This window comes from Bacteroides propionicifaciens DSM 19291 = JCM 14649 (assembly GCF_000375405.1).
GTDB lineage: Bacteria > Bacteroidota > Bacteroidia > Bacteroidales > Bacteroidaceae > Bacteroides_E > Bacteroides_E propionicifaciens.
In genome coordinates this window covers 1-14,482 of the sequence record NZ_AQWS01000034.1, presented here as the reverse complement: position 1 = coordinate 14,482, position 14,482 = coordinate 1, and the positions used below count along the sequence as shown (strand labels likewise).

Genomic DNA, 14,482 nt, shown 5'->3' with positions numbered 1-14,482 from the left:
AGATGAAAAAAAGAATAAAACTATTGATATTGCTGGTTTCTTTTGTAGCACCCACTTTTGCACAAGATGTGAGTGTTACTGCAAAAGTTGATTCGGTTGAATTAATGATTGGAGATCAGACCGATTTGGTAGTTCAGGTAACATTACCCTCAAAGCTCCAAGCGAAATTCCCAATCTATACTGACACTATAGTCAAGGGAATTGAGATTTTGGAGACTTCGCCTGTCGATACGACATACAGTAGTGACAAGTCTAAGATGACTTTAACTCAGAAGTTCAAACTTACATCTTTTGATGCAAAACTATACCTCATACCACCAGTAGACGTTGAAGTTGATGGTCAAGTCTATCAGTCGACACCTCTATCGATGAAAGTAGAGAGCTTTGATTTAACTGAGGCCAATCCTGAAGAGTTTTTTGGACCAAAAGATATTCAGTCTCCTCCTTTTATGTGGGGCGATTGGAGTCTGCTTTTTGTTTGTCTATTATTAATCGTACCCTTAGGTTTCTTGGTTATCTACATTCTTAAGCGACTATTGGATAATAAACCTATCATCAGAAGAATAAAACTTACTCCTGAGATTCCTGCACATGATGAAGCAATCGAAGGGATAGAAACAATCAGACTTCAAAAATCAAGTATTCAGAGCGATTCAAAAGCTTATTATACTGCACTAACAGATGTAGTCCGCAAATATATTCAACGCAGATTTGGCTTTAATGCACTCGAGATGACCTCTTCTGAGATTATTGAGCAGCTGCTTAAAACAGGTAATGACCGCGATATTGCAGACCTAAAGAAGTTATTCACTACAGCTGATTTAGTTAAATTTGCAAAGCACAGTCCTCTGATCAACGAAAATGATGCAAATCTAGTTAATGCACTTGAGTTTATTAATGAGACTAAAGAATTACCCGATCCTGAAGCTAAACCCGAACCAACAGAAAAAATTATTGTAGAAAAGAGGTCTCTTCAAACAAAAATTGCTCTGGGAGTTGGTTTTGCTATAACTTTAGGGGTTATTATTACATGTCTGGTGTATATCATTAAAGAGGGAGCTGATTTACTCAGGAATTTCTTTTAAGTAGAACGAATAAAACAAAAAACATAGCATGGTTTTTGCTCATATAGAATATTTATTATTGCTCTTGATACTCATACCTATCATTATATGGTATGTAATGAGACATCAACAGATAGATCCATCTTTACAGGTGTCAGATACCCACGATTACGATAAAGTCCGAAAGAGCTTTCGTATCTATCTTCTTCATCTACCCTTTATCTTGAGAATGGCCGCCTTGGCTCTACTAATAATAGTACTAGCTCGGCCACAATCTACTGATAATTGGCAAAGTTCAGAAGTTGAGGGTATCGATATTATGATGGCTATTGACGTTTCGGGGAGTATGCTTGCCGAAGATTTATTACCCAATAGACTGGAAGCCGCTAAAGATGTTGCTGCTAAGTTTATTAACGACCGTCCCAATGACAATATTGGTATAACACTATTTGCTGGAGAAAGCTTCACTCAATGTCCATTGACCATTGATCATACTGCATTGTTAAACTTATTTGAGAATATTCGCACAGGCGTAATAGATGATGGTACTGCCATTGGAATGGGAATTTCTAATGCTGTAGCTCGGCTAAAGGATAGTCAAGCCAAATCGAAGGTGGTTATTTTGCTTACAGATGGTGCTAATAATGCTGGAGATATTTCTCCCTTGACCTCTGCCGAAATAGCCAAAACCTACGGCATTCGAGTATATACCATTGGTATAGGTACACAAGGCACTGCTCCATACCCAATTCAGACGATGTCTGGTGCAATACAACGAATCCAAGTTGAAGTAGATGTCGATGAGCCAACCCTTAAAGATATTGCTCGTATAACAGATGGTGAATATTTTAGAGCTACTGACAATGAAAGTCTTGAAGGAATTTACCAAGAGATTGATAAACTCGAAAAAACGAAGCTTAACGTAAAAGAGTTTAGCAGACGTCAAGAAGAATACTTAAAGTATGCTTTAGCAGCATTCTTATTAGTATTACTTGATGTTTTGTTAAGACAAACAGTTTTACGTAAGTTACCTTAATTGTTAAACGTACATAAATAGAAAGAAATATATGTTTCGATTTCAAGATCCAGCATACTTATATTTACTAATCCTACTGCCACTTTTGGTAGGGTTACATATATATAGTATCTACATAAAAAAGAGAAATATTAAGGCTTTTGGCGATCCAGACTTATTGGCTCATCTGATGCCAACAGCTTCGCGTGTTAGGCCAAGTTTTAAGTTTTGGATTCTTTTTACTTGTATTGGACTCTTTTCAGTTCTATTGGCTAGACCGCAATTTGGAACTAAGCTTGATACAGTAGAAAAACAAGGGATTGAAGTTATTATTGCACTTGATATATCAAACTCAATGTTAGCTAAGGATGTTTCACCTAGCAGGCTTGCAAAGTCTAAGCTCCTAATATCCAAACTTGTTGATGAACTACATAATGATAAAGTAGGATTAATCTTATTTGCAGGAGATGCATTTACCCAATTACCGATAACAAACGATTTTATATCGGCTAAGATGTTCCTATCGAGTATTTCTCCTGACCTAATTGAACGTCAAGGAACAGCAATAGCTAAAGCAATTGATTTAGCCGTCCGAAGCTTCACCTCTCAAGAAGGAGTAGGAAAGTCTATTATTTTAATTACTGATGGTGAAGATCACGAGCCAGGAGCTATTGAAGCTATCCAAAATGCTGTAGCTAAAGGAATTCAAGTCAATGTTATGGGCGTTGGTTCGCTCGAAGGTTCACCAGTACCTGTTACAGAAAATAGTAATGAATATATAAAAGATCGTGAAGGTAATGTTGTTGTGACCAAGCTTAACGAAGAAATGGCTCAGCAAATGGCTAAAGCAGGTCACGGTATATATGTTCGTGTAGATAACACCAATTCAGCACAAAAAGCGATTACTGAAGAAATAAACAAACTTACTAAAGCTAAAATTGAGAGTAAAGTTTACAAGGAGTACGATGAACAGTTTCATGTTATTGCGTGGATACTATTTATCTTGTTAATCTCAGAAGTACTCATTACAAATAAACGTAATCCTTTATTTGAGAATTTCAACAAGCTATTTAAATGAGAATTATGAAGATGAAACATACAATTTTAGTCTTTATAGGGCTTGGCCTTAGCTGTTCACTCTTCGCTCAAAAAGAAGTCCGACAGTTAGTTAGAAAAGGTAATACTGCTTATAAAGACAGCCTTTTTATTGATGCTGAGGTAGCTTATCGCAAAGCTATTGATGCCACTCCAACCAATGAGGTGGGAATATCATACTATAATTTAGGTAATGCTCTACTTAATCAGAGTAAATATCAAGAAGCCATTCAAGAATTTGCTAGAGCAGCTGATGTTGAAACTGATAAGGGTAGTAAAGCTCAAGCACTCCACAATATGGGAGTCATTTTTCAGGCCGATCAACAATATGATAAAGCGATTGAAGCTTATAAAGAAGCATTGCGAAATAACCCCAAAGACGATGAGACACGCTACAACCTTGCTCTGGTTATGAAACAGCAAGAAAGTCAAGATCAAGACCAAGAAGGTAAAGATGATCAAGAGCAAAAGGATAAGGAGCAAGATCAGAATCAAGACGAGCAGAACAAAGAACAAGATCAGCAACAACAGAATCAGAATCAAAACAACGAAAACAAGGATAACAAAGATCAGCAAGATCAAAACCAAAACCAAGGAGGTAAAAACTCGCAAGAGTTATCCAAAGATGCTGCAGAGCAGATGTTACAAGCTATTTTGAGAGAAGAAAAGAAGACTCAAGAAAAGGTGCAACAGCAACAAGTGCTTAAAGGCAAAAACAAACTTGAGAAAGAGTGGTAATTTATAAATTGGTTTGAATCCTAATTAAAATACAGATTATTAATAATGATAAAGGTGATCCAAAAGTCAAAAGCCTTAGGGCTTCTGCTATTTATATTTCTTTTTAGTGGACATCAGCTCTACGCTGCTGATGAAATCACATTTACGGCTAAGGCGCCAAGCTCGGTAGAAATGGAGAGTCAGTTTGAAGTTGCATATACGGTCAATACCAATCAGGTAAATGACTTTAGAGCACCCTCATTCGATAATTTTGATGTCTTAATTGGGCCGAGTCGATCGGTGCAATCGTATACTTCAATTGTAAATGGTAAGACAAGTCATGTTAATAATATGACTTACACCTATATTCTTATGCCTAAGAAGGAGGGAACTTTTACACTTCCTGGTGCTTCAGTAACCATTAAAGGGAAATCGTTCACATCAAACTCTCTAAGTATTAAGGTTCTGCCTAAAGATAAATCAGGCAATAGCAATCAACAACAGGGTTCAAGCCGAAGTAACGCTCGTGGAGGTCAAATCTCATCTAGTGACTTATTTCTGGTTGGCAACCTTTCAAAAACTAAGGTGTTTGAGCAAGAAGCTGTTTTGCTTACCTATAAGTTATATGTTGCTTCGGTTAGTGTATCTAGTATTCGTCCAGTTAAGATTCCTGACTTTAGTGGATTTCACTCCCAAGAGCTAGATCTATCTAATAGTGATCGTTGGGATCTTGAGAACTATAAAGGTCGAAACTATCGTACTGCAGTGCTTCAGCAAGTTGTTTTATATCCACAACGCTCGGGTAAACTGACCATTGAACCTGCTCAATACGAGGTTTCTGTAGAACAACCAATGGAAATTGATGATCCTTTTGATGCATTTTTTAATATGCGTACCAGCAATACTGTACGAAAAAACATCAGCTCACCCAATATAACTGTTGATGTAAGTAGTTTACCCTCGGGTAAGCCTCTAGACTTCTCTGGTGCTGTAGGTAACTTTAATCTAAGTGCATCTATCAATACGCAAGAGGTTAAGGCTAATGAAGCTATAACCATTAAGTTAGTCCTATCAGGCACAGGAAATATAAAATTAATTTCTAACCCAGAAGTTAACTTCCCTTCTGACTTCGAGATATACGATCCTAAAGTTGAAGATCAGTTTAGGATAACAGCTAATGGTTTAAGTGGCAATCGTGTCATTGAATACCTAGCAATACCAAGACATGAGGGGAATTTTAAGATAGAACCGATTAAGTTTAGCTATTTTGATCTGAAGTCCAAATCATACAAAACCCTAACCACACAAGAGTTCAGCCTCAAGGTAACTAAAGGTGAAGGCGCAGGAAATGGTACTGGTGCTGTTGTAGGTAACTATACTAATCAAGAAGAACTTAAGATACTAGCAGAAGACATTCGTTTCATAAAAATGAATGATGTTGAATTATACCCAAGAGAGCAGTTCTTTTACGGCTCATGGGGTTATAGACTGTTGTTTATCATTCCTTCTCTTGTGTTTTTAGTGTTCTTAATAATTTACTCTAAGCGAGTTAAGCAATATAGCAATACAGCTTTTGTTAAGACTAAAAAGGCTAATAAGGTAGCAAAATCACGCATGAAGAGTGCAGCTAAACTATTACATTCTGGTAGTAAGGAGTTGTTCTATAATGAAGTTCTTCGTGGTTTATGGGGTTATATTAGCGATAAGCTCACCATACCCTTGTCTAAATTATCTAAAGATAATATTGAAGAAGAACTTAATAACTCTGGTGTAAGTCCAGACTTGACAGCAGACTTTATACGTACCTTAAACGAGTGTGAGTTTGCTAAGTTTGCTCCTGGTGAGGACGATCAAGCTATGGATAAAATCCTACAAGATGCTACAGAGATTATTGGTAGAATTGAAAACAGTATCAAAATTAATTAGAATCATAGCAATGAAAAAAATAAGTATATTATTTAGCCTTCTAATCTTGTTCTCCGCCACATTGATGGCTCAAACCGAGAATCAGGTTGCATCCGATTCTATTATTAGCAATCAACAGGCTGAGGTTTTAACTCAAATCCAAAATGTATCTAAGGCTGATGCCGATAGTGCATATATAAAAGAAGATTACGCAACAGCTATTAGCATATATGAAAATCTCTTGAAGAAAGGAGTTTCGGCCGAAATCTATTATAATTTAGGAAATAGCTATTATAAAGCAGGAGATATTGCTAGGGCAATTCTAAACTATGAAAGAGCTGTACTTCTTTCACCCAACAACAGTGATTACAATACTAATCTCGATATAGCTTCGGCTAAAAAGGTTGATAAAGACGAGTATAGTTCAGAGATATTCATTATCTCTTGGGGCAAAAGCATCGTTAACTTGATGAGTTCTGATCAATGGGCAATATTCAGTGTTATTGTGTTTATAATCTTTCTTGTGGGGCTCTCATTGTTTGTGTTTTCAAAGAAATCTACTATAAAGAAAACTAGTTTCGTGTTTGGACTTTGCGCATTAATATTAGTCCCTATAACTAATTATTGTGCTTCGTACCAACGAAATAAAATTCTAAGTAAGAACACGGCTATCGTTTTAGAACCAAGCGTAACTGTGCGTAGCACGCCAAGCGAGACAGGAACCTCACTCTTTGTAATACATGAAGGGAAAAAAGTAAACATAAAAGACGGTTCTATGACCAGCTGGAAAGAAATAGAACTTGAGAATGGACAAGTTGGTTGGATCCCAACAGAGGTTATAGAGGTTATTTAAAATAAATAGAGAACATTTTACTATTAAAAAGGGTTTGTATTATAAGTGATACAAACCCTTTCTATTTACATACATAATATTATTGTAGCAAAATAGTGTCAAAATTAATTTGAATAATATTGTTTTATTATTATGTTTATATAGTAGATAGAACATAATTTACTAACCTTAATAAACTCCGCGATTATGAAAACAATTACATTTAATGAGTTAAGAAGGATTAAAGATTCTTTGCCAGATGGAAGCATGCATAGAATAGCTGACGAGCTAAATATTAATGTCAGCACGGTTAGAAATTTCTTTGGTGGAGAGAACTACAGCGAAGGCTCAAGTGTAGGCTACCACATAGAACCAGGACCTGATGGGGGACTAGTTGTTCTTGATGATACAACTGTTCTAGACAAAGCCATGGATATTCTAAGCGAAGTGAATGACTCTTGCGTAGTTAACTAAATTATCCCGGTTGAAAATCAATTGGGATTTGTTGTTTTAAAACTTAAAAGTATAATCATATGCAAAAAAACGGAGATGACAATAAGCAAGACAAATTGGTAACTCTTGCCATATTAACCTTTACAAAAGCTCAAATACTTCAGACAGTACTGCGAGATGAAGGTATTGAGGCAGTTCTTCTAAATGTGAACCAAATAACACCAACCATCAACGCTGCTGTAAAGTTAATGATTAATGAAGGTGACCTTAATAAAGCACTTGAAATAACCGAGAAAGCTTCTTGGCTAAATGATGATTTAATTAACGAAAAGAACGAACATGCTAAAAAAGAAAATATAATCCTTCTTCCCGTTGATTTTTCAGAATACTCAATGAAAGCATGCGAGTTTGGGTTTAATATTGCAAAAAGTATGAATGCTAAATTAGTCATACTCCATGTTTATTTCACTCCAATCTATGCTGCATCTTTGCCCAATGGGGATATATTTAACTATCAAAAACAAGGATTTGATCGCGAAACTCACATAATCCACAAGCAAGTAAAAGAAAAACTTGAGCAGCTAACCAATCAAATTGAATCAAAAATAGCTACTGGTGAGTTTCCAAAGATTGATTACGATAAAAAATTGCGTGAAGGTATTCCTGAGGAGGAAATTGTTCGATATGCACGTAAACACCGTGTAAATCTTGTTATTATGGGTACTCGTGGCAGCAACCAAAAGAAGATAGATCTTATTGGTAGTGTTACAGCTGAGGTTATAGATCGCTGTCGTACAACAGTATTTGCCATACCCGAGAATATCCCTTATCATACTTTTGACAAGATTAAGAAAATCGCATTTCTTACTGATTTCGATAATCGAGACTTAATAGCCTTGGATAAGCTACTTCAAAATGATTTTCCACTAAATAATCCAGATATATCGCTTGTACATATATCTGATGGTCATAATGAGTGGGACCAAATTGAATTGGGAGGAATTAAAGAGTATATCCTCAATAAATATAAAGACATTAAGGTCGACTATCAAATTATAAAAGAAGACGAAGATTTTGCAGATGCTATTTCGGGATTCATTACCGAACATCGCGTTGATGTTATTTGTCTGAGTAGTTACCGTAGAAATATTTTTGCTAGACTGTTTAACCCTAGCATTGCGCGTAAAATGGTATTCCACAGCGATACACCATTATTAATTATTAATGTATAAGCAGTAACAAAATATTAAACTGATCGAAAAACTCCTGATGGTATTAAATTACTTCAGGAGTTTTTTATTTTATATGATTAACCTGCATCACTATATTATCTAATAGCGCATCATAATTTTTATTAGCTTTGATGTCTCATCTAGCAAGTAGCTCTTATTTGCTTTTTATTTATCAAATCCCCTTTCATTATTAAAGCCCCCTTTTGTGTATAATTTATATTATGTTAAGTAGTGTGTATTTAATCCTCACCTCACATAAGAATCCACTATATTAACCTCGTAAAATTTAAATATATCTGTCCAACTCCTCAATAGATAAAAAAGAATCGAAAATTGAAGGGTTAGTCATAGCTAATTATGCTTATAATGCATTAATTATCAATATATAACACGGCATATAGTATAAACTTTAAAGTATTGATTCCAATCTCTATTAAATCAAAGGCTGACCAATAATGCTATAAATACTACTCAATCTAGCTTTAAGCTATAAAATGACTTACTCCTTTGTATGCAGCGAGTAAGTCCGAGTTATTAAATCAGTAAGTCGTGTGAAGATTCGAAGTTAATACGATATAAAACAAACTAATTATCTTATCTACTATTTCAAAACCCTATAATTTCACTACCTTTAACTTGTAATTCTAGAAAATTATTAGGTAAATTAAGGTCAGGACTAATTTTAACAAATACCAAGAATGAGATACAAATTCAAATATCTACTTATTGCTTTGATGATGCTAAGTGTTAATTCATTTGCTCAAAATAAAGAAGTACTCCCCTTGTGGAGTAACTCTACTCCTTATGTAAATACTGCAGAGAAATCTAAAATTAAATTTTCTCCTACTCTTACTATATATCATGCAAACAATCCAAATGGTAAAGCCGTGATAAGTTGTCCTGGAGGAGGTTATTCTTCCGTATCGACTCAACTCGAAGGACATGATATGGCCTCTTGGTTTAATGACATGGGAATAACTTATATTGTTCTAGATTACCGTTTACCTAAAGGAAATTATCTTGTACCACTTTCTGATGTGGAGCAAGCAATTCTTACAACTCGCAAAAATGCTGCTTCATGGAAAATTAAACCAAATAAAATAGGTCTGATGGGTGCTTCGGCTGGAGGTCATTTAGCAGCAACACAGTCTACCCTATTCAAAACAAGAGCTGCGCGGCCTGATTTTCAGATTTTGCTTTATCCTGTAATTACCATGAACGAAAAATTTACCCATAAGGTATCGCGAGATGAGTTTTTAGGTAAGAACCCATCTACAGAGCTTGTTAATCTATACTCTTGCGATAAACAGGTGACTCGTGATACTCCTCCTGCTTTTATTACACTATCGACTGATGATACGGTTGTTCCTGCTCAGAATAGTATTTTCTACTATTTAGCACTTTTAAAGAAGAAAGTTAGTGTTGCTCTTTTTGCTTACCCTACTGGTGGACATGGATGGGCTTATAAAGATAGTTTTAAATATAAAAAAGAATGGACCTCAGAGCTTGAAAAATGGCTTCAAGAAGTTGTAAAATAGAATAACTTTATTAATTTGAATATATAAACAAGAAAGACTAATATCCTCATATAGGATTTTAGTCTTTCTTGTTTATATAATATTTAGCTTGTTCAACACCTTCAAATTTACATTAAGTACTTTGTAAGGCTATATTTTGTTCTACAAAAGAATCATTTATTTTTCGTACCTTTGCGATTACCTAGATTTGAAGCAGCATATGCTACATCGGTTGTGCCGCCTCGATCTGCTTAGTTATCAACACAGAAATCCAAATAAACATTTATGAAAAAAGTTTTATCCTTTTATCAGGATAGCTTTCTTAAAGCTATAAATCAAGCAATTACTACTAACGGAAATTCCATTTTAGTATTAAAGGGATTCCCTGCTAAGATTCTAGACACACTCGATCCGACTCAAGTAGTTGATCAAAAGACATTTTATCTAAATGCTGGAGAAACAAGTTTCTCGGCAAAGTGGATCTCCCAAAATCTTGCAACTATAGCTTCATCACCTCTTTGTATACTCTCTTTTGCTCAGTTTTCTTACCTTAAAGACAAACTAGACAACGAGGCACTCAATCGTGTTGTTGTAATTGAAGATAACTTAAGACGTGTTTTTCCTATACTTAAAAAAGAGTATTGCGAACCTGTAGCTAGTCTAGAACAAAATATAGAAGCTCGTCCAAACAAATTGCCTGCTTACCAAGCAGAACAGTTTGATATTAATAGCAAATATTATTACGTGGCTGGTGATAGCACACTAACAGATGCAGTTAAAGTTGTACCTGTTTTTACTGATCTTCTGCCTCTAGTAGAGTCAACCGATCAAGAAATAGAAAAGTTAGATTTATCTGACCCTTACGCTATAGATATTCTTATTAATGAGTGTCTAGCAGGAAAAATTAAGAACACCAAGTTTGGTGTTAATATTGAGCTTCAAGATCCACTAACCACAAGTCTTAGAGACAAACTACCTCTAATTAATCAAGTACTTGCTGCTAATGATGTGGAATTAGTTCTTTGTACGAGTGACTTGGCCTATAAAGAGGCTCCATTTAGCAAAGAAACTGAAGAATTATACCATAAATATTGGACTGGAAAAGAACATCCTGGGTTTAAAACTTTTAAGATATTTAAAAATCCTACAGCTTCTAAAGAGCTGCAAGACCTTTCTCAGGGAGAAATTGTACAAACTATCATTGATGAATACCACAACTCAGTAGATCAAAAAGAGTATAGAGATCTCTTTTTAACTGCCCCTACTGGTGCTGGTAAATCATTACTTTTCCAGTTACCAGCTTTCCATATTGCAGAACTAGGCGATGTAACTATTGTGGTTACTCCTCTTATTGCTCTGATGAAAGATCAGGTACAGGCTATTGTGGATAAACGTAAGTTCAAAAAAGTGGCTTACCTAAACAGTGAGCTTAGCCTACAAGACCGAGATAAAGTGATTGAGCAGTGTAAAGCAGGCAAAATAGATATTCTGTATCTTTCTCCTGAGCTTTTACTAGCTTATGATATTTCGTTCTTTATCGGGGAACGTAACCTGGGACTTCTTGTTATTGATGAAGCTCACCTTATCACAACTTGGGGACGTGACTTCCGTGTAGACTACTGGTTCTTAGGTACCCATTTGCAAAGAATGCGTCAGAATCCCAAATATAATTTTCCTATTATCGCGGTAACTGCTACTGCGGTTTTTGGTGGCGACAACGATATGGTTTTTGATACGCTAGACAGTTTATGTCTTAAAAATGCACACCGTTATATCGGTAGTGTTAAGCGTGAAAACATCTCTTTTGTCATTAGCAATTATGATCGATTCGACGATAAGTTCATCGATAACAAAGAGCTTCAAACTATTGATTTTGCTCAGACAATTGCTACCGACACGAAATTTAAAACTCTTATATATACACCTTTCACAAAGCAAACTGAACGTGTCGAGCGTGCATTGAGTCGTAATGGTATCGATGAAGCTGCTTTTTATCACGGACGACTTCATGCCGATGTTAAGCAAGAAAATTATGAGCAGTTTGAGCGTGGAACAAAACGTATAATGGTTGCAACCAAGGCCTTCGGTATGGGGGTCGATGTGGATGATATCGAGTTAATTTATCACCACTCGCCTTCTAGTAGCATGCCCGATTATATCCAAGAGATTGGTCGTGCAGCTCGTCATAGAGACATTCATGGTTTTGCTGCAATCAATTATAACGAGCAGGATAAATATTTCTCAAACCTACTTCACAACATATCTTCTTTAGCTCCGCATCATCTTAAAGAAGTTTTACTTAAGATTCACTTGTTATACAAATGGAATCAGAAAAAGAATATGTTGATTTCGGTTGACGACTTTGCACATATCTTCAATAATAGTCAGGACATGGACCAAAAAGTTTTGGCTGCACTGATGATGATTGAAAAAGATTACTTTAGTAAGTATGGCTTCCATGTCTTAACAGCACGCCCTAAAAAACTATTCCTCAACGTATTTGCTAAGGTAGCTACGGTAGAGGTCGAAGGTTTACTTAAAAAATACGACAAAGCTATCTCTATACTACCCTACGATGTTCAGTCCGACTTCACTTTCCTTGAGATTGACCTAGACAAAGTATGGAGTGCCCATTACGCAAGTAGCAGCTACGAAGAAGTTAGTCGCAAATTCTATGCGAATCAGTTGTTTATGGCTGATGGTGTTAAGGTTGTCCCTCAAATTAAGATTTCATATCAACTTACACAAGCACAATCCCCTAGCCAAAGCCTTGAGTTGATGAAATCAACTCTTGAGACTCTTGCCGAGGCACTTGATAGCATGAAGGGAGTTAGCTTAATTGAAGAAGACTTTGTGAAGGCCATCAACGGATTTATTACCGATAATGAGTTAGCACTCAAGCTAAGCAAATTTATTATAGGTAACTATATTGGTACGACCAGTGGACACTACATGAACGAAAAGGATAAGTTCCTGCAGGCCAACTTTATTCAAGGTATCCGACATTATACCGTTCATAATGACTATTATAGAACTGAGTTTACAAATCTAATTAGTAAATTCGAGATTTTGTTCCTTGGCGATGATCACCATAGCTTTAGATATTTATCGTCTACAGGTAACCAAATCTATTTCTTTAATATGCTAGGCTACTACTTAGAGCTTCTCGAACTAGGTTCTTATGAATCGGTTGGTAGTGATAAGTCTCAACTCTTTATACGTCTGAATGATCCTGAACGTATTGCTATTGATGCACAACAAGAGACGTCCTATGCAAACGGCTTACTTGAGAAGACCCTAAACAGACATCATATAAGTAATGATATCTTTGATCACTTCTTTACCTCTACTTTCGACTCCGATACACGCTGGAATTATATTGAGGATTTCTTCTTAGGAGCTAGTAATGAAGAACTATTTAAGAAGTACCCCAAAACAGAATTAGATAATAAAGCAACCGATTTAAATCAGTTTTTTATTGATAAGAGTATTGAATTGGCTGAGCAAGCAAAGAAAGATAATGGAGGCCGTGAGCCCAAATCCAATCACTTGGCTAGTCTTTTCTTGCCCGAAGAAGAAAAGTTCTTTAATGGAGACTCAAATATGACGCTCCCCTTTAAGAACGATCAGTTAGTACTTGTTTGGGATTTAGATAAACTTGATGACTATGAAATGCAGACTCGTTCAATTAACAAATGGCTGGCTGAAGATCCAGTTTCATTAGATCGTGTGAAGATTCGCTATAAACTTCGTGTTGATAACGAAACCTATGCTATCCTGACCTCAAAACTACATAGATACCCCGAGTATTTGACTCGTAAACTAGGTCTAAAGAAGCTTATACCCTTTCCGAATTACTCTGAGCCAGTAATGGCCGGCCACGTATTCAATGAAAACCCTGTTCGATTTTATCAGTGGTACTTTAAAGAAGGTGGTGATAAAGAGGTGCATCTCTCCATGATCAATAAGATTAAACTTATTGATATGGTTAAAGCCAAGAATGCTAGTCGTCTGCTACCAGAGCACAAGAAAATGTAATCGTAGTATATTATTTTACAAAAGAAGAGCTCCACAATATTTATTAATATCGTGGAGCTCTTCTTTTGTAACCTTATTGAAAAATTAAGGATATAATAGTCCTTATTCTGGCCATGACAACACAACTATCATGTTATTTAAGCAATTGATTTAGTGAGAATGACTATCATTGCATATCAAATAGAATATAATTTATATTATATACTAGCTAAAAACCTTAACTTAAATTAAGCGCACTGTTTTCCTTATTGGACTACTATGCGCTTAATTTTTAGCTCTAGTTATAATAATCAAAATCTAGGATCATACCGAAAAGCTGTGGGATTTGCATATCAAGCAATAGATTTTAGTCAAGCGATAAATAAAGAAGTTTACATCTCTTACTCCTCTTAAACTAGCTCTAAAAGATTTTATTTTAGCATTGAAGCTTTCAGCTGATGCATTTGTAGAACGGTTGTTAAAGAACTGTACTATGTTATAATAATTGGATTGGATGCTTTGACACTGTCTCAGGAAGTGTGTAAGTAAATCAAGCTTGGGTTGGGTTATTATTATAACCTAACCCTTTCTTTGTAAATAATTAGGAACTGATTTAAAATTATGCCCCAGTCCCT

At 35.6% G+C, this 14,482-nt stretch carries 11 protein-coding genes; 10 read left to right on the top strand and 1 reads right to left on the bottom strand.

Annotated elements, in window-relative coordinates; translation table 11 throughout:
- Window positions 1-2: 2 nt before the first annotated feature.
- The 10 genes from B091_RS0109880 (at window position 3) to B091_RS0109835 (ending at window position 13,868) form a co-directional block, all read left to right on the top strand.
- Window positions 3-1,085 carry a BatD family protein gene (locus B091_RS0109880; protein WP_018109841.1) on the top strand — a complete coding sequence of 361 codons (1,083 nt, stop codon included), beginning with the start codon at window positions 3-5 and terminating at the stop codon, window positions 1,083-1,085.
- A gap of 28 nt (window positions 1,086-1,113) precedes the next feature.
- Complete coding sequence (locus B091_RS0109875; protein WP_018109840.1) at window positions 1,114-2,100, top strand: vWA domain-containing protein; 987 nt, start codon at window positions 1,114-1,116, stop codon at window positions 2,098-2,100.
- Between the two features lie 31 nt (window positions 2,101-2,131).
- Window positions 2,132-3,157 carry a VWA domain-containing protein gene (locus tag B091_RS0109870; protein WP_018109839.1) on the top strand — a complete coding sequence of 342 codons (1,026 nt, stop codon included), beginning with the start codon at window positions 2,132-2,134 and terminating at the stop codon, window positions 3,155-3,157.
- Window positions 3,158-3,162: 5 nt separating this feature from the next.
- A complete protein-coding gene (locus B091_RS0109865) occupies window positions 3,163-3,912 on the top strand; it encodes a tetratricopeptide repeat protein (RefSeq protein WP_025069625.1) in 750 nt (249 codons plus the stop codon).
- A 45-nt stretch (window positions 3,913-3,957) separates the two neighbouring features.
- On the top strand, window positions 3,958-5,817 hold the full coding sequence (locus tag B091_RS0109860; RefSeq protein ID WP_018109837.1) for a BatD family protein: 1,860 nt from the start codon (window positions 3,958-3,960) through the stop codon (window positions 5,815-5,817).
- 10 nt (window positions 5,818-5,827) lie between these two features.
- Complete coding sequence (locus B091_RS0109855; RefSeq protein ID WP_025069623.1) at window positions 5,828-6,649, top strand: tetratricopeptide repeat protein; 822 nt, start codon at window positions 5,828-5,830, stop codon at window positions 6,647-6,649.
- A 186-nt stretch (window positions 6,650-6,835) separates the two neighbouring features.
- On the top strand, window positions 6,836-7,102 hold the full coding sequence (locus B091_RS0109850) for a hypothetical protein (protein ID WP_018109835.1): 267 nt from the start codon (window positions 6,836-6,838) through the stop codon (window positions 7,100-7,102).
- A gap of 59 nt (window positions 7,103-7,161) precedes the next feature.
- Entirely contained in the window at window positions 7,162-8,313 is a 1,152-nt protein-coding gene (locus B091_RS0109845) for a universal stress protein (RefSeq protein ID WP_018109834.1), read from the top strand.
- A 698-nt stretch (window positions 8,314-9,011) separates the two neighbouring features.
- Entirely contained in the window at window positions 9,012-9,851 is an 840-nt protein-coding gene (locus tag B091_RS0109840) for an alpha/beta hydrolase (RefSeq protein WP_018109833.1), read from the top strand.
- A gap of 264 nt (window positions 9,852-10,115) precedes the next feature.
- Window positions 10,116-13,868: a helicase-related protein gene (locus tag B091_RS0109835; RefSeq protein ID WP_018109832.1), complete on the top strand. Its 3,753-nt coding sequence runs from the start codon at window positions 10,116-10,118 to the stop codon at window positions 13,866-13,868.
- A gap of 303 nt (window positions 13,869-14,171) precedes the next feature.
- Here B091_RS0109835 and B091_RS12510 read toward each other — a convergent pair whose 3' ends face one another.
- Window positions 14,172-14,381, bottom strand: coding sequence for a transposase (locus B091_RS12510; protein WP_280506306.1), 210 nt, complete (start codon window positions 14,379-14,381; stop codon window positions 14,172-14,174).
- Window positions 14,382-14,482 lie beyond the last annotated feature (101 nt).

What these genes read in the sequence shown, in the direction of transcription:
- B091_RS0109865 (WP_025069625.1), top strand. Translation starts at nt 3,163, where the DNA reads ATGAAGATGAAACATACAATTTTAGTCTTTATAGGGCTTGGCCTTAGC.
- B091_RS0109875 (WP_018109840.1), top strand. Translation starts at nt 1,114, where the DNA reads ATGGTTTTTGCTCATATAGAATATTTATTATTGCTCTTGATACTCATA.
- B091_RS0109835 (WP_018109832.1), top strand. Translation starts at nt 10,116, where the DNA reads ATGAAAAAAGTTTTATCCTTTTATCAGGATAGCTTTCTTAAAGCTATA.
- B091_RS0109850 (WP_018109835.1), top strand. Translation starts at nt 6,836, where the DNA reads ATGAAAACAATTACATTTAATGAGTTAAGAAGGATTAAAGATTCTTTG.
- B091_RS0109845 (WP_018109834.1), top strand. Translation starts at nt 7,162, where the DNA reads ATGCAAAAAAACGGAGATGACAATAAGCAAGACAAATTGGTAACTCTT.
- B091_RS0109870 (WP_018109839.1), top strand. Translation starts at nt 2,132, where the DNA reads ATGTTTCGATTTCAAGATCCAGCATACTTATATTTACTAATCCTACTG.
- B091_RS0109855 (WP_025069623.1), top strand. Translation starts at nt 5,828, where the DNA reads ATGAAAAAAATAAGTATATTATTTAGCCTTCTAATCTTGTTCTCCGCC.
- B091_RS0109880 (WP_018109841.1), top strand. Translation starts at nt 3, where the DNA reads ATGAAAAAAAGAATAAAACTATTGATATTGCTGGTTTCTTTTGTAGCA.
- B091_RS0109840 (WP_018109833.1), top strand. Translation starts at nt 9,012, where the DNA reads ATGAGATACAAATTCAAATATCTACTTATTGCTTTGATGATGCTAAGT.
- B091_RS0109860 (WP_018109837.1), top strand. Translation starts at nt 3,958, where the DNA reads ATGATAAAGGTGATCCAAAAGTCAAAAGCCTTAGGGCTTCTGCTATTT.